This is a genomic window from Deltaproteobacteria bacterium (assembly GCA_016180845.1).
In the GTDB taxonomy this organism is placed as follows: Bacteria; UBA10199; UBA10199; order JACPAL01; family JACPAL01; genus JACPAK01.
In genome coordinates, this window is sequence record JACPAK010000001.1 from 273,456 (window position 1) to 295,580 (window position 22,125).

Sequence of the window (22,125 nt, forward strand, 5' to 3'; positions counted from 1 at the left end):
ACGAAACCAGCTCCCAGAAAGAATAACCCGGAAATAGCTCCCAAAGCAACTGGATACCATTTAATAGAGGACTCAGCATCCCAGAATTTGGGGGCAACTCCCATTGAGGACCAGTCGAGCTATACAGCGTCGACACTATGGGGGTCTCATCAATCATTCGACCATCTTTCGGAGTTCCCTTTTCATTGAGGGATTTTTCTCTCTTGGGCCCATCGACTTCTCTCCCAGCCTCTCAATTCTCAATTATTTCTGGAATTAAGAAGATCTGGAAAGTTTATACAACCCAAAGAATCCCGATCTCTCGTTCTCACCCTTCACTGACAGTACCGGTTCACATTTTAATCCGTCTCTTGGGAGGGATTGCCTTTCTTCGGGACCTGACTCTGACCGAATCCTCTCGATCCTCACTGGTTGAGTTAAACCACGAAAAACAGGAATCACTGCAAAAAGGATCACTCGACCACTGGTGGGGTTTCTATGGTGGACTGATTGCGACGAACCTTCTCTTTACCCGGTTCTTCGGTCTCAGCACCTTTGGCCGAGATCTTGCGATCCCGTTTAGTATCGGGACCTATCATCTCTTCCGGCTCCTTGCCGGTTCTCGGTGGGGGGACAAGGTCGAGATGGATTACAATGAGGCGTTTCGGTATCACTTCGTGACCTCCTTTGGAGACTGGATCTCGCACTCTGTAATCCACGGCCGGAGATTCTGGAGACCTGACCTTGGAACCAAAATCGCCGGATCGCTTGGATTGAATTACAAGGCGCAATTTTCCCCAAGCCCATTCGGCTACTTCATTGACAAGACAATCGGCGCTGGTTACAGACGCTTCATCCCCGGTTGGCTGAAGACCGTCATTCGCCCCCTCGCCTGCTTTCAGAATCCGACGATCGTGAAAGGGTTTAGCGAGGGGAATCTCATAAAACCGATTTTTGGCATTGGAGGGTCAGCGCTGAGACTGATCTGGCTCACCCCTTATTATCTCTACCAGATCGGAATCGCCCACTTTATCGGAATGGATCGAGGAAACTGGGGGCCCCATCGTCTCTGGAAGGTAGGGGCGTATAACTTTGTTGGGTGGCCCATCCGGATGATGAAGGGGGGAGAGGGGCCTGCAGCCGAATTCTACGCCTGGATCATCGGAATGGCAGTTGACGCTGCCGGAACACTCTTCTGGAATCCGCGTTACAAACAGAAACATTGGGAGGAAGATTTGTTCGATTCATTAGATCAGTTCCAGGGGACATGTGGCTCTCCTCAGGATCAAAAAATCGCGCATCATATCTTCCGCGAAATCTTTGTCCGACAGATGACCGACTGGTGGAACCCGTGGCAGATGGATCGCGGGAATCAGTTTTATCTCTACAACGAAAAATATCTGAGGACGTTTGAAGAAACCGTCAGAAATTTGAGTGAAGAACGTCTCGCAGCACTTCAATTTGTCATACAGATTCAAGAGGAACAGGAAAGACTTGGGAATCTCTCTGACTATCAGAAGAGGGGGCTTATTTTATTCAAGGCGATTGTTGAAAAGAAGGAATGGGAGAGGAGTTTAAAATGGTTAAATTATGGATTCACACAGTCCGTTCATGGTTTGAACGTAAAAGTGAGCGCCCCTTCATAAAAAGGTTGTCAGGGTTATCCACACCAACTAAGAAGGCGGCTGGGGAAAAAACTACGGGGAGTATCGTAAGTGACTGTTAGAACTCCTTTAGATTCGCATTTTAAGGAGCGATTCCCCGGAGATGACTATACATTTCACACCGCTGGTTTAGAACCAAGACTTGATGTCCTACACAGGCAGGATCCTGAATCCTCAACCTTTTTATATCTCTCAACTGCAGCCACAGTCACCGCATTAACGTACCTCCTCCTCAGAAGAAAAGGGGCAGGCTCGGTCCTGGAAGGTACACGCTATTTTGCGAAGGCGTTTCGACAGGAATGTGGCCTCAGTCCCTCAATCACAAAAAGTATAGTGCCTGGAACAGAATCGGCCCGCATCGATAAGCTTCTTGATACCCTCCTCGATGAATCACCCAGCTACGATTCGCTACTTGAGGCAATCAGGGGGGGTTCGACGAGGGAAGAGATTGCAAGCGCTATTCGAAAAAGTGGTGGTGTTCCAGACGAAAAATTCCTTGGGGGCCTCCTGACAAACTCCGCCAAGCGAAGGGTTATTGAAGAAGCTTCAGGGCGCGAGACGGTTAAAGAGGCTCTAAGACCAATCCTGCTGGAATGGCACAGAACCGCCTTTTCTGAAATCGCTGACGTCGCGGCCCGGGCTGATCGGCGTGTTGCGAGGCAAGTTTTAAATAGGGCAATGACCTTGGTCGATGGTGAAGGAGATGAATTCTGTGACGAGCTTTTAGGACTCCTTTCACCGGGTGAACGAGCAGCCCTCGATGGAGCACAGATCGGACGGGCGATTGAGATGTGGAAGCGAGAAAGCCGGAGAGAGCTTGTTGGCCAACTGAAACAGGCGCTCCATTACAAGCCGGAAAAAGGGGTGCTCGATGCCCTCTGCCGTCCCCTCAACGCCGCCTACGATTTTACGGCCCGTCCGATCGATCGAGGGATCGCACGAGGTCTTGAATCGATCGGGCAAGATTTTGCTGATTTGGGCGCGGTCTCCCTCGATCAGCACCCACTCCTCTGGTTAAAGCGCTTTCGAAGACATCTCTATCTCGCCTCACAGTCGGAGTCAGTTCGCAAGAGGGCCGACAAGCCTTTGGGGCCTTTCTTAAGGAAAATCCTCCAGGCTACCGAATTCTTGAGCCAGCGATTTGGTACCGAGGAGTTTCGTCTCGCCCATCGCCCATTCTTCTGGATCGGTCTCGGCCTCTTTAAGTTGAGTGATGAGGATTCGACCACCCATGAGGTGGGGATGGTCTCAATGATCATCGGCACTAACTACTACGTCCAAAAGCTCGGTATCGGTCAGACCTATGCGATGGATATCATCATGATCCAGAAACTGATCCAGACAGGGATCAGCAAGTGGGATGCCGACTCCGATGATCTCCTTGATATCCAGAGGACGGTGGGGGCATATGAAGATGTTGTCTTAAGTCTCTTCATCCAGTCTTACTGGACCTATGGTCTCAATTACGCCGAGCGTTCCCCACTGGGACAGATTATTGGTCATATTCCATTTCTTCGTCGCCTTCCCTTCTCCATGAATGGCCAACCGTTCTTTGGTTTCTATCGCGGCGGTCTCGCAAAACCGGATTTTCTGCGAGGGGCCGGAGTTTGGGGAGGGATCAAGGGGCTTGGTTTTGCCACCTGTATCTCTGCCGTGATGAGTTACGGGATCGGGCTCCTGTTCAAGGACGAGCGACTCTTCAATGCGAGTGAGGACTACGCCCTCCAGAAGGCGGTCTATTATGGACTCAATGGGGCGTTCACGAATGTCCCCGGTTTCCTGATCAGTGCCTATCTCGAACCACGAAGCGCCGGCGGGGCGCTTGGGACGACATTTCGCCAGTTTGTTGAAAGGGTATTGGGTATTGGCACAAATTATCTGAGTCTTCAGGTGACGGACATCTTCGCTGGCAAGGGAGATTACAAGGGGAAAGAAAACCGGCTGCTTGCCGAGGCGGCTCGTGGAAGTCGTGAATCCGCCCGAGAGGCGTGGGATGTTTTTGTTGATCGCTGCTCTTATGACTTTGGTGGTTTGTGGTATCGATACAATTTCTTCTGGCCTCCTGCACCGGAACCGGGACGAACCCCCGGATTCCATCTCGGCCCGACGTATCATACCCTCCAAAGAAAGAGCTGGTACTCGGAAAGTCCCATGGAGTTCTCTGACGAAAAAGAGCACCAAGGCTACTTTGTTGAACTTGCCAAAAATCACCCGAAGCGCCTCGCCGCCTTTTTAGCAGAATTTGAACGGCAACTCGGAGCGGAGGATGCCGAATGGAGGACCAGTCGTTGGACCTGGGACCGAGAGAAGCAACAAAAGTCGATTTACCACTTTTCGCTGATGGTGAAATCGTTTGCCTACCGATCAAAGGACCATGCCGAATACAAACCCTTTGCCGATTTTCTCGCCAGATCCTCTTTCAAGGATTACTGGGATCAGATCGAACTCTGTGAAACCGATACGAAGCTTGAGAAGGCAATCATCCGGCTCGAAGACCTCAAGAAAATCCGAACTCCTGCTGATAAAAACCTTGGATTAGTTGAATTGTTCAGTAAACTTGAGCATCCGGAAGCAACCTAGGCCGGTTTTCGATTATTTTTCATCTGTGGCTTCGAATTCCAGAGAAAGGCCATCAAAACAGCAGCGATCAGGGCTGAGGAGACCCAGAAGATAAATCCACCTTTCCACCCGTAATTGTCTGCAAGCCATCCACTCAAGTAACCTGTCATCGTCGCCCCAAGGTAACTCATAAAGCCAGTCAACCCGACTGCAGTTGCCGCCGCCTTTCGGGAGGCGTAATCAATCGCAGCTAATCCAGGGACAAGCATCTGAGGTCCATAGGTAAAAAACCCAGCCAGCCCGAGTGTCAAGGCATGGAGAACACCGTGCCCCGGCGGGATAAAATAAAGTGCCGTCGCTGAGGCCGCAACACCGATCAGAAAGATCACTGCCACCGGTGCCCGACGGGCACCAAACAACTTATCTGACATAAATCCGGCGGCGATTCCGCCCGGTATCCCAAAGAGCTCGAGTGCACTCGCTTTGAGCCCCGCAAATCCGACACTCGATCCTTTTGCCTCAACAAGATACAGAGGGGACCAATCGAGAAGTCCATAACGAATAATATAGACAAAGAGGCTTGCAAAAGAGAGGAGCCAGATCCTCGGATTTTTTAAAACATAATGCCATGCGGTATGCCAGATCGTCTCTCCTTCCGCGTAGTCCTTTTCTCCGGGGGAACGTTCTCCATGGTATTCCTCAATTGGGGGGAGTCCGACCGACTCCGGACGGTCGGGAAGACGCTTCATGATAAAAAAGGCACCAAGTACGCAGAAAAGGCCCGGCACAACAAATCCATACCGCCAACCCCAATGTTCCACCATAAATCCCCCGGCAAAGAGGATCGCAAAGGCCCCGACGGAATGACAAGTATTGTAGACACCGTAGTAGGACCCTCGTTCTGAAATGGAATACCAGTTTGACATTGTTTTCGGACCACTCGGAGACCCCATCGTCTGGACCCACCCATTGAGCGCCCAGAAAAGGGTAAAGAAAAAGACGGTGCTGGAAAAACCGAAGAAGATATTTGCGATCGCCCCGAGGAGGAGACCGATTCCCATGAAGTAGCGTGGATTGGAGCGGTCGCAGAGGGGACCGTTAATCAATTTGGAGAAGGCATAGATGATATAGAAGGTCGATGTGATCGCCCCAAGCTGTGTCTTAGTGTAACCAAGATCCTGTCTCAAGATCGGCATCGCGACCGAGAGATTGCTTCGACAGACGTAGTAGAAGGCATAACCAAAAAAAACGGCGTAGAAGGCTCGAATCCGCCAATAACGATAGATTTTTGCGATTTGTTCTGATGTGCCGGAGAGACGCGGAATAGCCGGCGCCAGCTTCATGAAGGAGAAGGCCTTACGGAGCATAGAGCCTTGTACTTTATGGAGTTTTGAGAAGCAACTTTTTTTGTTGGCACACGAATGATGCGGTGTTAGGGGACCCTCAGCTTTTTTGTCAACTTGGGAGGTGGAGTGGCTGTCAGAGGCCCAGGAGAGACCTATTATCAAACCCCTACCCTTGCTCGGCCTGAATATTTTGGGACCCCTTTCACAACCGGCGAACTGCTTCGTTGGCCTCCCTCACAGCTCCTCGACGTACCATTAAGTACGCCTGCGTCGCGTTCGGTCGGCCTGCCTCGCATTTCATCCGGTTTTGAAAGTTATCCTTTTACGCATCCTCAAGAGACTCCACCAGCATTACCAGTAAAAACCCTCTCCGCAGGAGAAACCCTCGGCATCGCCCTCTCAGTGGGGGCCCTCGCCACGACATTTGTTGCCCCTCGCTACGGAACCCCACTCATGATCGGGGCGATGGTTTTTCAATTCTTCTGGCCGGCGCAGGCGGAGGCGCAAGAAAGAGAGAAACAGTGGCGACCTGCCTCCTGTGAAAAAGAGAAAACGATCAAGGAAGAACCTTATTGGGTTCATATTGCGATCGGTTCCGTGGTCGGAGGGATTGCGATCCGCTTTGGGCTTGTCCCACACACAAAGTTTTTCCAGGGACTTTTCAAGGACCGCCAGAGAGTTAAGACGCTTCTTTTTGGAAAGGAATGGGAAGTCAAGCCGTATCATAACGGTTTTTGGAATAAAAATCCGGCGATGAGGTTTTTGAACTGGCTGGCCCACCACTGGGGCGCTATTGCCCTCCCGACTGTTGCGATCGAGATCGCCGCCCGAAAGGCGGTTGGGTATGAACATGAACTCTCACCTCTCGGAGGACTCACGCTGATGCTCTTTTGGAATCGGATCGGGACACAGCACCTCGGTGCCGATAAGTCAGGAAGCCACATGCTTCTGATTATTGATCGTCTCTACGACGTGATGATCCAGCACCAGTCGAGCCAGCCATTGAACGATACAAACTGGTGGTATGTGGCGAATCGTTACGGGGCGATCAGTCTCGTCTGTGGCAGTTACCGTGCCCGCCACCTTCGTGACTGGCTCTCGAAGAGACGGAGTCAAAAATTCCTCAGGTCGGTCTGGGTTGAATCAGGCGAGGGGCGGTCCCCCACACTCGTTTATGAAGGAGGTCTTCACAAGGTCTCTCTCTGGGGCCACCAAAGACGGGCCAAGGATTATCAGTGGTGGATGAAGACACTCGATTGGGTATCAGAAACTCGGGTTGGAAAGTTCCTCAGAATCAAAGGAGCCCCCCATCCAAATCTGGAGCGACGGCTCCGGGACAACCAGGCCCGTCTGATTTCTGAAGATGAGAGTCAGCTTGTCAAAAAACTTCTGGCTTCGAGCAACCAGAACAACACCGTTTGGGTCGATGAAATGGGTCGTCTTTGTGAGAGAGATACTGGAAGAGTTCTTGGGGATCTCCTTCTCTCGGAACGAAGGGCAAGGCTCACGAAGCTCATGGGTGGACCCGATTTCGCCTCTCTAAAAGCCTTAGGAAGTGATCTTTCCCCCAAACAGAGGGACATGCTCACAACAATGATGGGCGGGACTGAATTCTCATCATTATTTACAGAAGGGGTCGGGACAGGGGTTGTCAGGCTTGGTGCGCAAAGATTCCGTCAAGTGAAGATTGGCAGTCAATTCGGCGGAGGGGGATTCATGCTCTACTGGTTCTTGCAGGAGGTGGCGACAGCACCGGTCGTCATCGGTGCCGCCTGGCTGCTCTGCGGAGAGGATTTGTGGCAGAATGCGCAATTTTCAATCATCAGGGCCCCTCTGACGATTCCCAGACTCTTCCTCCGTTACCGGTTGGGAGTTGACACCGCACCCGCGATGATTTTTGACCGTGTCTGGAAATATGCGACAGAACCGTACATCTCGAAGATGTTTCCACTCCTCGCGAGTCAGGGACTTTTCCGAAAGAAATATCACGCTGAGGCGATCTGTGCCGATTCGCTTGATCAGTTTGCCAATTACCATATCGGCCCCCATGTCGTACATGGCGGTCTTGGGAGTTACAACCGTCATGTCGCTAATCTCGACCATCTGGCGGAGACGGTCGCCCCTCTCTTGAAACGGGTCGATTTCTCCGGTCCTTCCCCCTACTCGCCTGTTGGCATCTCGTATCAATTGCTCGCAAAATATTATGTGGGCGAACAGGACGGCGATTACACAGGATTAAGCCTGGAGGAGGTGGGCGGGGTCGAACATCATTTGGGAGAACTCATTGAAGAGGCGAAACGACGACTTCGAGGTGAGGTGCGCAGGGAGTTATTGACGTACCAAGATAGCACCGTCATCGAGCTCGCGATGGCCTTGTCTGTCGCCGCCTATTATGCCAATTACCAGGACCACAAGAGGTTTGAGAGGCTCGTACAGGAACATCAGGACTGGTTCCGGCAGTTTGAGTCGGTTGGAAAGGATCTGGACACGCTTGAAGACTATGTCGATTCTATCTCTTCCACTCAAGCTTCGCTTTAACAATTTCACCTCCCCACAAAGAACCCCTTGGGGAGGGACCCGAATCGCCGATCTCAAAAATCATCTAGGAGTCGCCGAGGGAACCATCATCGGCGAGTCGTGGGAGATCTCTGGACACCCAGAACTTCCAAGCCATGTTGGCATGACTTCATTGAACGAGCTGATACGACAAGATCCGATCTCCTTATTAGGGCAAAGGATTGTTGATCGCTTCGGCCCCGAACTTCCGTTTTTGGTCAAACTGCTGGACACCCGAGATTGGCTCTCGGTCCAGGTCCACCCAAAGGCCGATTATCCCGGTCTGAAACCTGGCGAGCATTCCAAAAATGAGGCGTGGGTTATTCTCGAAACTTCACAAAATCCCCCCAATCCCCCTTTGTCAAAGGGGGGCAAAGGGGGATTTTCCCCATCGGGTATCTATTTTGGCTTTAAAGAAGGCGTTACTCGAAAAGATGCCCAATCGGCATTAGAGGATGGGAGCGACCTGACCCGATTTTTGAATTTTGTTCCCGTTCAGCCAGGCGATGTCTACTTCGTCCAGGCCGGTGTCCCGCATGCGATCGGACCTGGACTTTTTCTCTACGAAATTCAAGAGACCTCTTCAACGACCTACCGCTATTTTGATTTCAATCGGAGAGATAAAAATGGGAACCCGCGTCAGCTCCACAAAGAAGACGCCGTCGCCGCAACCGACTGGAATCTTCCTTGGGGAGGGAAACTCCTCTCGCAGTTAAAAATTGAGCCTTATGGAAATCGCCTCTTATCGACCCCGTATTTTGAGGTCTCAAAGATCGAATTGAAAAGGGGGGCGACTGCCACAGGGGATTCTTCGGGAGGATTTCATGGAATCACCGTTCTCAAGGGTGAGCTGAGAATTAAAACTACCTCTTCCCAAATCCAGATGAACCAGGGGGAATCAGCGATCATCCCAGCCGCTGTGGGGCGCTACAGCATCATTTCGTCAACTCCAGAGTCATTTACCCTCCTGGCCAAGATTCCTTAATTTATCTTTGTCTTTTCCCCTATCTGGAGTAAACTACAGCCTTAGTTAGGAGCTTCTTTAATGAAGATTTTGCGCCACGACGACAAGCTCCCCGAGACCCCCCTAAAAGAGTTTAACGACGCTTATCATTTCCAACTCACCCGAAAGATCGCCGAAGGGGGGATGGGAATCGTCTACGAAGCGCGACTCTTCGGCGCGGAGGGGTTCGAGAAACAGGTCGCGATCAAGACAATCCGGGAAGATATCTCCGACTCAAAAAACTTTGTTGAGCTTTTTATCGGCGAGGCGAAACTCGCGGCACGTCTGGTTCATCAAAACATTGTCCAAATATACCGGCTCGGAAAGATTGAAAACACCTACTACGTCGCGATGGAGTACGTGCGGGGAATCGACCTCAGGGACTTCATTATCAAACACTATGAAAAAGGAAAAAAGATCCCGATAGAGGTAGCGACCTTCATCGCAAGCCGTGTCTGCCGTGGACTTGAATATGCGCATTCCAGAACCGATGATAAGGGGCGTCCTCTGCAGGTCGTTCACTGCGATATCAGTCCAAAAAATCTGATGATCTCGACAGAGGGAGAGGTCAAGATTACCGACTTTGGAATTTCGAAGGCGAAGGGTCTGATCCGCGGGGATCTCGTCGAAGGGCTGGGGAAGGCAGCTTACGTCTCCCCGGAACAGATCAAGGGGGATGCGATCGATTGCCGGTCGGATCTTTTTTCATTGGGAACCGTCCTCTTCGAGCTCCTCTCGGGAGAGCGGGCCTTCCAGGGACGGAATCGCGAAGCGATTCTGGACAAGGTCGTCAATCAACCGATTTTATCGGTCAGGACATTGAATGAAGAGGTCCCCAAAGAGCTCGAGGCGATCGTCCTCAAGGCACTGAAGATCGATCGAAACCAGCGTTATCAGGAAGCAGCCGACATGGGGTATGATCTGGAATATCACCTATACCACAAGGGGTATGGACCAACGAACCAAACCTTGAGGAATTACCTCCAGCAGCTCTCTCCGGAACTCTACGCCTCAGACTTCAAGCCCAAGCAGGCGGAGAAACCGCTCCCTGGAGATCTTTCAATATCGCTCCACTCTCCTGCGTCGCGTTATTCTTAACCCGCTTGGCACTTCGGGCAGACTTTGAAAAAGCTAACCAGCAACATCACCCCTGAGAGTCCCACAATTCCATAGACAACCCGAGAGACGGTTGACATCTCGCCGAAGATCATGGCGATCAAGTCAACATCGAAGAGTCCGACCAAGCCCCAATTTAAGGCCCCGATGGCAGCGATCGCCCCGACGATTTTACAGACCTTGCAGAGTTTTTTCATACGATGCCCCCCTTTGGATTGAATTTATAGCGCTATTAAGCCCAAAAGAGAATAAGAATTTTGTCCCTTCCTCTCGAAAAAGTGTTAAAATTCCACTCCTATGTTGACCCCTGTTCATATTCTGATGGTCGAGGATAACAATGACTTCGTCTATCTCGTAAGAGAGTCTTTTGAAGGAGACAAAGATCAATGGCAGATCGAGGTCGCTCAGAGCCTCTCAGAGGCAACCCAAAAACTCGAGAAAGAGATGTATGACCTGATTCTCCTCGACCTCTCCCTCCCAGACAGCAAGGGGTTTGATACCTTTTCAGGCATCAAAAAAACGGCACCGAAAACAGCGATTGTTGTCTTGACCGGTCTTAATGACGAAAACATCGCGCTTCAGACATTGAAAGAAGGGGCACAAGACTACATTATCAAGGGGAACCTCAATAACCAGGCCCTGAAAAGGACAGCCCTATTCGCCATTGAACGTCAAAGCATCGTGGAGAAATGGGAAAAGGCATGGGAGGAAAAAAAGACCCTCGCCATGCATGACCCCCTGACAGGCCTTCCGAATCGGCTTCTCCTGAAGGATCGACTCCATCAGTCCCTCTCCCTTGCGAAGCGGCAAGGCCAGATTGTTGCCGCCCTTTTCATCGATCTGGATCGCTTCAAAGAGATCAATGATACGATGGGCCATGAGGTGGGTGATCAGTTTCTGAAAGAAGTTGCCCAAAGGCTTCAAACCTCGGTCCGACAGGAAGACACGATTGCACGCCTCGGTGGCGACGAGTTTATCGTCCTCCTCTACGGGCCGAAGACACAAACCGATATACAGCATGTGGCAACACGTATTCTTGGTAAAATTGAAGAGCCTTACCGCCTCTATGACAGGAGATACCGACTCACCGCAAGTATCGGTATCGCCTTGTTCCCTGATTCGGCCCAGGATTCCAAAGAGCTTTTAAGAAATGCCGATTTTGCAATGTATCTGGCCAAAAACGAGGGGGGTAATCGCTACACCTTCTTCTCCGAGTCAGAGACTGATTTTTCTTTGAGCCACCCTCATCTAAAACTCCTGCAAAAAACACACGTCTAGCGACCTCTTCTGCACCTTATCTTGCATAGGGGGTTCGTATGTCTTTTTTATCGAATTGGAGGCGGTTTTTTGTCATTCTTTTAGTCATCAGTGCCTTGCCTGTTAACTATCTTTACAGCCAAGAGACCCTCCCCTTTATCTTCCACTACGCCTCTGAAATTTCTACGATCGGCGAGCCTCCTCCCTATGAAGGGGCTGCGCCGATCAGAAGCAGCTCGGAATCGCTTCAAAATTATTTTACGCTCGAGATCGATTCCCAACAGGTCGAGGCGATGCTTCAAAGGTTTCAGGGAGATCCTTCCATCCTCCAGTTCGAACCCAATTATCCGATTGAAAGTTCCTCGCTTCCTGCTGATCCCTTATTCCTGCGGTGGGAAAGCTTCTACAACTATGACCTCATGGAGATGGATCAGGCGTGGGAACTCTCAAACAGTTGCGAAGAGGTTCTTGTTGCTGTTTTGGATTCAGGAATCGAGCAAGATCATCCGGATCTCATAGAAACGATCTGGCACAATCCGAACGAGATCGCCGATAACGGACGTGATGACGATGACAACGGATACATCGATGACGTCCAAGGGTATGACTTTTACAGCGATGACGCTGATCCAAACGATCTCACAGGACATGGGACAGAGGTCTCCGGAATCATCGGTGCTGTTGCGGGCAATGACACCGGCCTCTCCGGAATTTGCTGGAAGGCGCAGATCCTCCCTCTGAAGATCTTTGGGAAAAATGGTGAAGGCCCCCTCTCAGCGGCGCTCGAGGCGATCGACTATGCAATCGCACGCAAGGTTCGGATCATTAATATGAGCTGGGCCCTCAAGTCAGGGGGACGAAGCGAAATCCTCGAGAAGGTAATCAAAAAAGGAAAAGAGAAGGGGATTTTTTTTGTCACCGCCGCCGGCAATGACGGTAAAAATCTGGATCAGGATCCTGTCTATCCGGCCAGCTATGACCTGCCGAATCTGATTGCTGTCGCCGCCCATGATGAGGAGGGTCGACTTGCCGATTTTTCAAATTATGGAAACTCCTCCGTCCTGATCGCTGCCCCTGGTGTGGATGTCCTCACGACAGGTCTTGGGAATCGTTATGTCAAATTCAGTGGGACAAGCGCCGCCACACCGCATGCGAGTGGTGTTGCCGCGTTACTACTGGCCCTCAACCCGAACCTCTCTCCCTCAAGATTGAAAACCCTTTTTCTCGATCAGGCACTGCCAGAGGAAAACCTCTCCGGACAGATCCACTCCGGTGGCCGATTGAGTGCCTTGAAGCTTCTTCAGGCCTTGAACGTCGATTCCGATTCTCAAGAGGAAGGATTGCTTTCTGCCGATCCTGCCAATGAAGAGGATGATGATAATAACCCCCCGGACACCCTTGCTGCCGGGGGTGGGGGAGGGTGCTCGCTGGTTCATGCGAAAACAAGAAATGTTTCAGCCCCCTCTCCCCAACTTGATGTTTGATATCCCCAGTTTTGAGGGCGGAGAGATTGCCTCATTCCGATGAATCATGAATAAAACCATATGGAATTCAGTAACTTGCTGGAAATGCCTCGTCTTGTTTTTGGTCTGGTCACGATCTTGCAGAATCTCTAGCCAACCGTAAGGAGGCGCCATGAAAATATTGATTGGGATATTATCGATTCTATTAGTAACCACCTCTATCCAGATCGCCTATGGTGATCATGGTGGTGGCATAGAGCTAGAGAGTGATCGATTCGACTCGGATACCGATACGGATGGTCTCGTGGATGATGCCGATCGATCTTCGCCCCTCGATTCAATCGATGAAAGATCATTAATGGAATATATAACGAGTTGTGAGTATCGTGCCTGGATCACGAGGCAGTTTTGTGAGGCGAATCATGCCATCTTGTTAGCCAAGGATCCTAATTACTGCAACCGAAGGGCAGAAAGAGTTTTGGATCGATGCCAAGGGAATCGTGACGCGCCATATGACTCTGATTTTGATGAGGATCGTTATTCAGAGGGTGACACCGATCATGATGGACTGGTGGATGGATCGAATGGGCTCAATGGTGAAGGGATTGCTGTTGGACTCTACCATTGCGAGCAGGATGCACATCGCCGACACAAACTTTGTCTGTTGCGAAGTGGTGATCGGGGGAGTTGCAACCGACGTCTTGCCTTGCAGTTAGATGGCTGCCGGGCTCGTCGAGCCGGACGATTCGATTAATTTTAGCTGCGAAGGGGGAAGAGGGTGTTAGCTAGTTCCTGCGAAGTCGTAGACAATCCTATCTCAACAGGTTAATAAAAAACCACGTTTTCGGAAGGGTGGCCGAGTGGTTGAAGGCGGCGGTTTGCTAAACCGTTATACGGGTGAAAACCTGTATCGAGGGTTCGAATCCCTCCCCTTCCGCAATCTTTTTATTTCACATCAAATCTCAAAACTGGCCACCCACGCTCCTTTGCGATTTTTTCCAGATCCTTGTGGGGATTGACAGCACAAGGGTACTTCACCTTTTCGAGAAGCTTCAAATCAGTTATATCGTTAGAATAAAAAGTGCATGCCGAGAGAGGAATATTGTACTTGCGGCAGCTCTCCTCGGCATAGTGAAGCTTGTCCTCTCCGTAACAAAGTGGTAGCTGAAGTTCATTGATCAAGATTCCATTTTCAATCTTCGGTCCTGAGGCATGAAAACCATCGACGCCTAAATATTCGGAAAGCGGTTGGATCGTCATATAGGGGCCAGAGGTCAAGAGAATAACGACATCACCCGCTTCTTTATGCTGTCGAATCTGTTCGATCCCTTTTGAATAGAGCCGCGGTTTAATATCCTTCTCTAAACATTCACGCCCGATCTCAAAGGCATGTTCGAGCGTCATCCCGGCCATGTCAGCGATGGCGATCCGATAGATCTTATGGACATCCTGATGTGAAAAAAGATTGGCCAGAGAATAATAGATCGCTTGAAAAAGACGCCGTTTCTTCAAGATCCCGTGCCGGACCAGTCGAAGGGTCGTGTAATAACCCGAATTCCCATCGACCAATGTTTCATCGACATCAAAAAAGGCGATGGACTTCTTTGCCACCATAGTTTCATTTATCAGGCCGGTCTCTCCATACTGCCTTCCTCGACACGCGTCGTTCGCCCTCTTTGGCCGGGCTCACGCGCTCCCTCTCGGCCATCGCAGAATCATAGGCCATTGAGACGATGGCCTCCGAGAGGTCTCGTCGGTCAGCAGAAGAGACCGCCCTGTATAGAAAATCTATCAAGCCCCACCTGTCAATATTTAAGATGCTTTAGAATACTTTGAAAAAAGGAACCAACAGAAGAATGCCGCTGCCGACTTCAGAAGGTCACCGAAGAGGAAGGGATAAAGTCCCTTCGCCAAAGTCTCTTGCCAGGCACCCCCCAGAAACTGGTGGAGCCAAAAAATACCCGGGACAAAGAGAATCGTATGCGCGAGGAGAAAGAGAAAGAACTGGCCTATAGGATTCCGAAAGGAAAAAAATCCCAAGAGCGAGGCGGCGAGGACAAATCCCAGAAGATAACCACCCGTCGGTCCCAAGAGATAGGCAAATCCGGCCGACTGATTCGCAAAGAGTGGAAAACCGACAAATCCCAACAAGAGATACCACGCGATCATCTGCAACGAATAGTATCTCCGAAGATACGCGGCACCGACTAACAGAAAAAAGGTCTGAAAGGTCATCGGAACCGGGGTGAAGGGGAGATAAATTTTAATATGGGCGCCGAGGCCGATCAGGAGGGCGAAGCCGAGGGCAAGGAGTGAGCGGGTCAGTGTGACTGAGCACGTGGAGTGAGAAATAGAAGAAACCTGCATGAGCCCTCTCTTATCTTTCTTGCTACAAATGTGTCAATTCCCTATAACTTCCCTCGATGGCAAAGGAAGAAGCCCCGAAAAGAAAACCTCTCTGGCAAAACCGTTGGTTTTGGGTGATCACCCTTATTTTCTCGATGGGGCTTTATCTTTTCTATCTCGACCTCACGATCCGTGGAAAATTTGAGGCGCGGCGATGGAATCTCCCCTCTCGAGTCTATTCCGATGCCACGTATCTCTTCCCCGGACAGCGGATCTCTCCTGTTCGCGTCGAGGAAAAACTGAAACGGCTTGCCTACAAAAGGGTGAATCGGATGATCATGGATGTCGGCGAGTTTTATCGCCAGGGACGCGAACTTTTTGTTTTTTTGCATAATTTTTCGTACCCCTCCGAGGAGTTTACAGGATTCCCGGTGAGACTCGAGTTTGATTCAGATTCCCTGAGTGAAATTGTGAATCTCCAATCCAGCAAAGAACTGAAAACCCTGAAACTGGAACCAGAGCTGATCGCCTCGATCTTCGATGAAAAAATGGAGGATCGTACCGTTATCACACTTTCAGAAATCCCTGAGGAATTGATCGCAGCGGTTATCGCGATCGAGGATGAGCGATTTTACTCCCATCATGGAGTCGACCCGCTCGCGATCCTGCGCGCCCTTCTGACCGATATCCTGCATCTGAAACTGGTCCAGGGGGGGAGCACGCTAACCCAGCAACTGGTCAAAAATTATTTCCTCACCTCCAAAAAAAGCTTCGTTCGAAAATTCAATGAGATGTTGATGGCTGTTATTCTCGAGCAGCGATATTCCAAGGAGGAAATCATAGAGGCCTACCTCAATGAAATCTATCTGGGGCAGAGAGGACCTGTCTCCGTCGCCGGTGTGGAGGAGGCCTCACGCCTCTATTTTTCAAAAAGGGTGAGTCAACTGACCCTCGGTGAGTCAGCCCTGCTCGCCGGCATGGTCCGGTCTCCTGGTTCCTATTCTCCTTTCCACAATCTCTCCCAGGCATACGACCGGCGAAACTTTGTCTTGAAGGAGATGCTGGATAAGGAATTGATTTCGGAATCAGAGCATCGGACCGCGCGAAAGGAAAAGATCATTGTCTCTCCACAGATCAAAACCCCTTTGGGGGCCCCCTTCTTTATTGATTTCCTGAAGACACAACTCAAAGAAAACTACGGTGAACAGCTGACCAGTGAGGGGTTGAGGATCTTTGCCACGCTGGACGCCGAGGCCCAGGAGGTAGCGGAAAAGGTTATTCAAAAAAGACTTGCCGAATATGAGAGAGACCGCCCCAAGGTCCGTGAGTGGAAGGAACAAGGGAAAGCGCTCGAGGGGTGCCTGATCGCGATGGACCCGCATACAGGCTATATCCGGAGTTATGTTGGGGGCCGAGATTATTCTGTGAGTCAATTTGACCGGGTTTCGATGGCTGAGCGCCAGCCAGGCTCTGCCTTCAAACCTTTTGTCTACCTGGCCGCGCTCTCCGAGGAAAAGTGGACCGCCGCCTCTCAGATCGAAGACAAGTCTTTTACGATCGAGTCCGGTGGCGAACCCTGGAGTCCCAAAAACTATGATGAAGAAGAGCATGGTACGGTCACCTTGAGAGAGGCTTTGGAGAAGAGCTTCAATATCGCCACGTCCCGTCTAGCGATTGAGGTGGGGCCTGAAAAAATTGTCACCATAGCCAAAAAAGCGGGGATTGAGAGTCCGATCGAGCCTTATCCTTCCATCGCCCTTGGGGTGTTTGCCTTGACCCCTCTGGAGCTGGCGCGCGCCTATACGATCTTCCCGAATAACGGGATCCTCTCGGAGCCGATTGGGATCACGAGTGTGGTGACTCGCGAGGGGGCGCTTCTGGAAAAAAAGAGTTTTAAAATGCATCGGGTCATTTCCCACGAGCTGGCCTATCTGATGAATAATTTAATGAAGGGGGTGATCGATCATGGCACCGGTCATGCCGCAAGACTTCTCGGATTGACCCGGCTTGCTGCCGGGAAAACAGGGACAACGACCGACTTTCGAGACAGCTGGTTTGTCGGGTACTCCCCACAACTTTTGACGCTCACCTGGGTTGGGTTTGATGAAGAGGCGGAGACCGGTCTCTCAGGCGCTTCAGGAGCATTGCCGATCTGGACCGATTATATGAAGGAAGTGGATCGGTCGAATGAGACCGATTTTCTGGCGACAGATGAAATCATTTTCGTTAAGATTGACCAGGTAACGGGCAAGCTCGCCTCGAGAAAGTGTGGCGAAAACTACGAAGAAGTTTTTATTCGGGGGACGGAACCTAAGGAGAAATGCCGATGAGAATTTCTGGAGTGTTTCTTACACTCCTCATTTTTTCAGCAGTCTCTTCGTTCTTCTCTTGCGCTTCCCTAGGCAAAAAACCGCTTCCCCCCGGCGCCCGAAGGGCGCCGGTTCAGGAGACAACGGTAGGTCCTGAACGCGAGGCCTCGAATGCCTTGATCGAGCAAGGCAAGTCGAAACTCGAGGCGGGTCATTATGACAAGGCGTTTGATTTTTTTCAGGAGTCGGTCAATGTCGATCCAACCAATGGCGTCGGATTTTATTACCTCGCCTACGTCAAGTATAAGACTGGCGAGTACCAAGAGGTCGCGAACTTCCTCGAAAAGGCAGAGGCCCTCCTCTCTTCATCGAAAGAATGGCAGGAGCGTATCGATTTGTTAAAGGGTGAACTCAACAGGTAGCCGATGCGTCGTTACCGATTACTCGACCACACCGCTGATATCCGACTCCGAATTTTTGGTCACAACTTACGTGAACTCTTTCAAAATTCTGTCTATGCGCTGACCGATACACTGACCGATGCAAAAAAGGTCCGGACAAAAGTCAGTCGATCCTTAAAGATAAAAGGAGAGGGTAACGACCTCTTGCTTCACGCCTTATTGAAAGAGGTCCTTTTTCTTTTCGACACGAAGCGTTTTTTAACCCGTCGTCTTGTGATAAAAAAACTAAGTGATAAAATTCTCTTGGTAACGTTGAGGGGAGAGAGATTGAAAGATCATGCAATCAAGACGGAGATCAAGGCGGTGACGTATCACAGGCTGAAGGTGGAGAAGAGACGAGGGAGGTGGATAGGAGAGGTGGTTTTGGATGTATAAGCTCGACAATTTCACCTGGCGTGTCCCGCGTGAAGGGAAGATGCGGGTCGATGGGATTATTTTTGCCAATGATAAACTGATGGAGTCGATCCGCGGTGATCAGTCGATCGAGCAGGTAAAGAATGTCGCGACATTGCCAGGCATCGTCGGCGCCTCATACGCCATGCCGGATATCCATTGGGGGTACGGTTTCCCGATCGGCGGCGTCGCCGCGTTCGATCCGGGCGAAGGGGTCGTGAGTCCCGGTGGTGTCGGCTATGATATCAATTGCGGCGTCCGCCTCCTGCGCACGAATATCGAAAAAAATGAGATCCTTCCGAAAATGAAACAGCTCGTGGAGATTCTATACCGCAATATCCCTTCCGGTGTCGGGGCGGGCCGGAAGGATATCAAGTTAAACACCACCGAGGTCAGAGAGGTCCTGAAAAAGGGGGCGCGATGGGGTGTCGAAAAAGGTTATGGTTGGAAGGAGGACCTTGAACGGATCGAATCTTCCGGGACGATCCCGGGTGCCGACCCCTCCGCCGTTTCGGAGCGGGCAATCGAACGTGGGAGAAATCAGGTAGGGACCCTCGGTTCCGGAAATCATTTCATCGAGGTCGAATTTGTCGAAGAGATTTTCAACCCAAAGATCGCGGAGGCGTTTGGCCTCTTCAAGGATCAAATCTGTGTCCATATCCACTCGGGATCCCGAGGACTCGGGTATCAGGTCTGCGATGACTCTCTCGAGGTGATGTTGAAGGCAGCCTCAAAATACGGGATTGAGCTGGTGGACCGACAGCTCTGCTGTGCCCCGCTGAAATCTCCAGAGGCGAGGGCCTATCTCGCAGCGATGTCGGCCGCCGCCAACTTCGCCTTCTGTAATCGACAGCTGATGGCGCATTTTGTTCGACAGTCTTTCGAAAGTTTCCTCAATCGATCGGCAGAGGATCTTGGAATGCATCTCGTTTATGATATTGCCCACAATATTGCGAAGTTCGAGGAACATACGGTGGAGGGACAAAAGCGCCGCCTCTGTGTCCATCGAAAAGGGGCGACACGTGCCTTCCCACCGGGACATCCGGATGTCCCTCCCCTCTACCGTGATTGCGGTCAACCGGTCCTGATCCCAGGGGATATGGGACGCTACTCCTTCGTCTGCGCCGGCACCCAAGAGGCATTCCAAAAAACATTCGGCAGCTCCTGTCACGGGGCTGGCAGGATGATGAGCCGGGTCAAGGCCAAAAAGGCGGCTCGTGGGCGCAAGATTTATGAGGAACTTGCCGCTCAAGGAATCATCGTCCGCTCCGCGACACTCGATGGGGTCCTCGAAGAGATCCCGGAGGCGTACAAAGATGTCGCTGATGTCGTCGATGTCGTCCAAGGCGCTGGACTCGCTACCAAGGTCGCCCGCCTGCGACCGATCGGGGTTATTAAAGGATAGTCCCTCAACATACCGCGTCATAGAATTTCTCAAATAAGGCACAACTCTTTTTGAGAGTGAAGCGAAGTCTTGTTTAGAAGGGGGGCCAGACGCATGTCAAAAGTTGACCTAAAACCGCTGATCGAGGGGCAGTGGACACATAATCGGGTCGATACCTTACTCACGAAGATTGCCGCTGAAGACAACAATGCCGAGGCATTGGATGAAAATGATTTTCCGTTGGGGATTGTTGATGGAAACACCGAAGAGGTCGCGAAATTCCTGGATCTCGCAGATACCTATCTCAAGACCCGCCTGAGTGCGAAGGGGAATGAAAAGGGTGCTGTCGATTTCTTCGTAGCAGAATTCAGCAAACTCAAAGCGCTCTCTTCGAAATATAAGGTGGAAGAGCTCCCGACAAGACAGGAAAATCCGCTGCGACCGTCGGTAACCGTTCGAGGGAGTTTTACCGGCTTGGCCCTCTTGGGAATAGGGGATGCCAATGGGACAGCCGATCTTGTCGAAACCGATCCGATGACAGGGCTACCCAAACAAGGAAGTGTCGATTGGGATATTCAGCGATATGGTATTGCGGTTGAGAAGCTCTCTCCGATGACCTCATTCCCCGGAGCCGACCAATTCCCTTGGGTCCGCTATGGTTGGCAGGCAGGCTTTACCTTCTACGATGGACAGATGGATTACGAAGGGGAAAAGGTCGCCAATCTCGACGGGCAATCGATTTCTTCGGGTCTGGTCGGTGGCGTGGAGTATCCCTTTACGAGCTGGGCTACCGGTCGCTTCTTCGCCAACTTTAATGTCGAGGTGGGGCGATTTGACACCACCCTGACGGACACAGACCCTGATGTCGATGGTTCTCAAAATCCGATTAAAGATCCCTGCTCCGGACTTGGTCTTGGTCCGAGTGCCGGCTGTGAAGTCGAAAGAACACTCGCTGTTTACGTGTCTCTCCCGATAGAGTTTGTCGCTGGGGCGAGGCTCTTCAACTTCCTTGACATTGACTTCGCCTGGCAACGCCCCGTAAAGATGGAATCCTCAGGGTATGTCTTTATACCTGATGAAATGAATACCTTTTGGGTGAGACTCGGAATCACCGATAGCCATTAGACATTACTCTTTTGAAATAATAAAATCGTCGTAATCACACGCCGCCGGTGAGTGGGTTGCATTTCCATCGGTCAGGATCCCAAGTCCGATCGGATTATCCTTCGGCTCTTTTTTGAAAAGCCTTCGATAATCCTCTAACACGTTGACATGAATCTCTCTCCATCCCCCTTTGGAGAGACCGTTCCCCTTCACAATGACGTAGAACTTTCCCCCTTTTTTTTCATAAACAGTCCCGACAGGGAGCGTGCTGCTCCAGACATATTTTAATCCATCACCGGTATACGCCCCAAAGATCACATAAATACCACAGGCGCTGTCGTTGCGATCTGGCTCGGACTCCCGAGCCCCATCAGGAAGAATACGGGCCCGCCATCGCCAGCGAAAAGCGGGATATTTTTTAAGATCCCACAGAAATTTTTTGAAAATCTGCGTTGAGATCTCTTCCGAATCGTCGGCGGAGAGGTAGAGGTTCTCCCCCTCCTGTTCAATTCGATAAACCTTTTCGGCCTTCCCCCTCTGAAAAGGCTTTGTCCTGAAACTTTTTGGGAACTCTCCTAGAGCCCCTTTTGAAAAATCCTCGACGATCTGAAAAGAAGGAACTTGGGAAACATCGGCATGAGCCATCGAAAAGGCAAAAAACAACAACCAAAAAAGCATCAAGACCCTCTTTGATAGCGAATCGAGAGAGAGATCGGCCTCTCATATCTCGGGAAAGGCGATCCTCTCTGAATCGAAATAACTGCCGCCTGATCCAGCAGTGAAGAGCCTGAGGATTTTAATATTTCAGTCGAGATCGGCCTCCCCTGCTCATCAATCCGGAATCGAATTGAAACAACCCCTTCCAAATCTGTTTTTTGGGCAAGATGCGGGTAATGTTTGGCACGCTCGATTCGAGAACGAATTTCAGATAAAACAGGGTCGGAACCGCTCCCATCACCAGAGCCACTTCCTCTCGCGGTAGACGATCCGGTCCCAGATCCTGACGGTAATTGCGATAAGATCTGTGGAGGGCCCTCAGTCAGGATTTCAACAAAAACAGTCCCCCCACTGCCTGACACTGGAGAAGGATGACCCAAAGAGAAACCCCTTCCCACAAGAAAAATAAAGGCGAGAAGGGAATGAAATAAAATCGAGAGAAAAAGAGAACAGAAAAGTCTCACTCGA

19 protein-coding genes and 1 tRNA gene are annotated in these 22,125 nt (G+C 50.9%); 14 read left to right on the plus strand and 6 right to left on the minus strand.

Annotation, left to right across the window (positions count from 1 at the left end; genetic code table 11):
• Positions 1-185 precede the first annotated feature (185 nt).
• Both HYT76_01415 and HYT76_01420 read left to right on the plus strand, forming a co-directional pair.
• Positions 186-1,625 carry a hypothetical protein gene (locus HYT76_01415; protein MBI2082204.1) on the plus strand — a complete coding sequence of 480 codons (1,440 nt, stop codon included), beginning with the start codon at positions 186-188 and terminating at the stop codon, positions 1,623-1,625.
• A 69-nt stretch (positions 1,626-1,694) separates the two neighbouring features.
• Entirely contained in the window at positions 1,695-4,223 is a 2,529-nt protein-coding gene (locus tag HYT76_01420; protein ID MBI2082205.1) for a hypothetical protein, read from the plus strand.
• Here HYT76_01420 and HYT76_01425 read toward each other — a convergent pair.
• Complete coding sequence (locus tag HYT76_01425; GenBank protein MBI2082206.1) at positions 4,220-5,569, minus strand: MFS transporter; 1,350 nt, start codon at positions 5,567-5,569, stop codon at positions 4,220-4,222. The two genes, HYT76_01420 and HYT76_01425, sit on opposite strands and share 4 nt — an antisense overlap.
• A gap of 105 nt (positions 5,570-5,674) precedes the next feature.
• Between HYT76_01425 and HYT76_01430 the strand changes: the two genes are divergently transcribed.
• The 3 genes from HYT76_01430 to HYT76_01440 are packed head-to-tail and all read left to right on the plus strand — an operon-like array spanning position 5,675 to position 10,205.
• Positions 5,675-8,086 (plus strand): hypothetical protein, encoded by a 2,412-nt coding sequence (locus tag HYT76_01430; GenBank protein ID MBI2082207.1) that lies wholly within the window; start codon positions 5,675-5,677, stop codon positions 8,084-8,086.
• The gene (locus HYT76_01435; GenBank protein MBI2082208.1) at positions 8,049-9,089 is read left to right on the plus strand and encodes a class I mannose-6-phosphate isomerase; all 1,041 of its coding nucleotides are present in this window, start codon (positions 8,049-8,051) and stop codon (positions 9,087-9,089) included. The genes HYT76_01430 and HYT76_01435 overlap by 38 nt, the downstream gene beginning before the upstream one ends.
• 60 nt (positions 9,090-9,149) lie before the next feature.
• The gene (locus tag HYT76_01440; GenBank protein ID MBI2082209.1) at positions 9,150-10,205 is read left to right on the plus strand and encodes a serine/threonine protein kinase; all 1,056 of its coding nucleotides are present in this window, start codon (positions 9,150-9,152) and stop codon (positions 10,203-10,205) included.
• Here HYT76_01440 and HYT76_01445 read toward each other — a convergent pair.
• The gene (locus HYT76_01445) at positions 10,202-10,420 is read right to left on the minus strand and encodes a DUF378 domain-containing protein (protein ID MBI2082210.1); all 219 of its coding nucleotides are present in this window, start codon (positions 10,418-10,420) and stop codon (positions 10,202-10,204) included. The two genes, HYT76_01440 and HYT76_01445, sit on opposite strands and share 4 nt — an antisense overlap.
• Before the next feature lie 100 nt (positions 10,421-10,520).
• Here HYT76_01445 and HYT76_01450 point away from each other — a divergent pair, with 100 nt between their 5' ends.
• From HYT76_01450 to HYT76_01465, 4 genes are all read left to right on the plus strand, one after another.
• Positions 10,521-11,501, plus strand: a complete 981-nt coding sequence (locus HYT76_01450) for a GGDEF domain-containing response regulator (protein MBI2082211.1) — start codon at positions 10,521-10,523, stop codon at positions 11,499-11,501.
• Positions 11,502-11,539: 38 nt separating this feature from the next.
• A complete protein-coding gene (locus HYT76_01455; protein ID MBI2082212.1) occupies positions 11,540-12,964 on the plus strand; it encodes a S8 family serine peptidase in 1,425 nt (474 codons plus the stop codon).
• A gap of 151 nt (positions 12,965-13,115) precedes the next feature.
• Positions 13,116-13,697 carry a hypothetical protein gene (locus tag HYT76_01460; GenBank protein ID MBI2082213.1) on the plus strand — a complete coding sequence of 194 codons (582 nt, stop codon included), beginning with the start codon at positions 13,116-13,118 and terminating at the stop codon, positions 13,695-13,697.
• 92 nt (positions 13,698-13,789) lie between these two features.
• Positions 13,790-13,880 (plus strand) — tRNA-Ser (locus tag HYT76_01465).
• A gap of 8 nt (positions 13,881-13,888) precedes the next feature.
• Here HYT76_01465 and HYT76_01470 read toward each other — a convergent pair.
• Positions 13,889-14,554 carry an HAD-IB family hydrolase gene (locus HYT76_01470; GenBank protein ID MBI2082214.1) on the minus strand — a complete coding sequence of 222 codons (666 nt, stop codon included), beginning with the start codon at positions 14,552-14,554 and terminating at the stop codon, positions 13,889-13,891.
• Positions 14,555-14,755: 201 nt separating this feature from the next.
• Positions 14,756-15,310: a biotin transporter BioY gene (locus HYT76_01475; protein MBI2082215.1), complete on the minus strand. Its 555-nt coding sequence runs from the start codon at positions 15,308-15,310 to the stop codon at positions 14,756-14,758.
• Positions 15,311-15,366: 56 nt separating this feature from the next.
• Between HYT76_01475 and HYT76_01480 the strand changes: the two genes are divergently transcribed.
• The 5 genes from HYT76_01480 to HYT76_01500 all read left to right on the plus strand — a co-directional run bounded on the left by HYT76_01480 (position 15,367) and on the right by HYT76_01500 (position 20,961).
• On the plus strand, positions 15,367-17,619 hold the full coding sequence (locus HYT76_01480) for a PBP1A family penicillin-binding protein (GenBank protein MBI2082216.1): 2,253 nt from the start codon (positions 15,367-15,369) through the stop codon (positions 17,617-17,619).
• A complete protein-coding gene (locus tag HYT76_01485; GenBank protein ID MBI2082217.1) occupies positions 17,616-18,020 on the plus strand; it encodes a hypothetical protein in 405 nt (134 codons plus the stop codon). The genes HYT76_01480 and HYT76_01485 overlap by 4 nt, the downstream gene beginning before the upstream one ends.
• 3 nt (positions 18,021-18,023) lie before the next feature.
• Complete coding sequence (locus tag HYT76_01490) at positions 18,024-18,434, plus strand: archease (protein MBI2082218.1); 411 nt, start codon at positions 18,024-18,026, stop codon at positions 18,432-18,434.
• Positions 18,427-19,857 (plus strand): RtcB family protein, encoded by a 1,431-nt coding sequence (locus HYT76_01495; GenBank protein MBI2082219.1) that lies wholly within the window; start codon positions 18,427-18,429, stop codon positions 19,855-19,857. The genes HYT76_01490 and HYT76_01495 overlap by 8 nt, the downstream gene beginning before the upstream one ends.
• 93 nt (positions 19,858-19,950) lie before the next feature.
• Positions 19,951-20,961, plus strand: coding sequence for a hypothetical protein (locus tag HYT76_01500; GenBank protein ID MBI2082220.1), 1,011 nt, complete (start codon positions 19,951-19,953; stop codon positions 20,959-20,961).
• A gap of 3 nt (positions 20,962-20,964) precedes the next feature.
• Here the strand turns inward: HYT76_01500 and HYT76_01505 are convergent, their stop codons facing one another.
• Together HYT76_01505 and HYT76_01510 are read right to left on the minus strand one after the other, a co-directional pair.
• A complete protein-coding gene (locus tag HYT76_01505; GenBank protein ID MBI2082221.1) occupies positions 20,965-21,618 on the minus strand; it encodes a DUF3047 domain-containing protein in 654 nt (217 codons plus the stop codon).
• Positions 21,618-22,055: an energy transducer TonB gene (locus HYT76_01510; protein MBI2082222.1), complete on the minus strand. Its 438-nt coding sequence runs from the start codon at positions 22,053-22,055 to the stop codon at positions 21,618-21,620. Before HYT76_01510 ends, HYT76_01505 begins: the two co-directional genes overlap by 1 nt.
• Positions 22,056-22,125 lie beyond the last annotated feature (70 nt).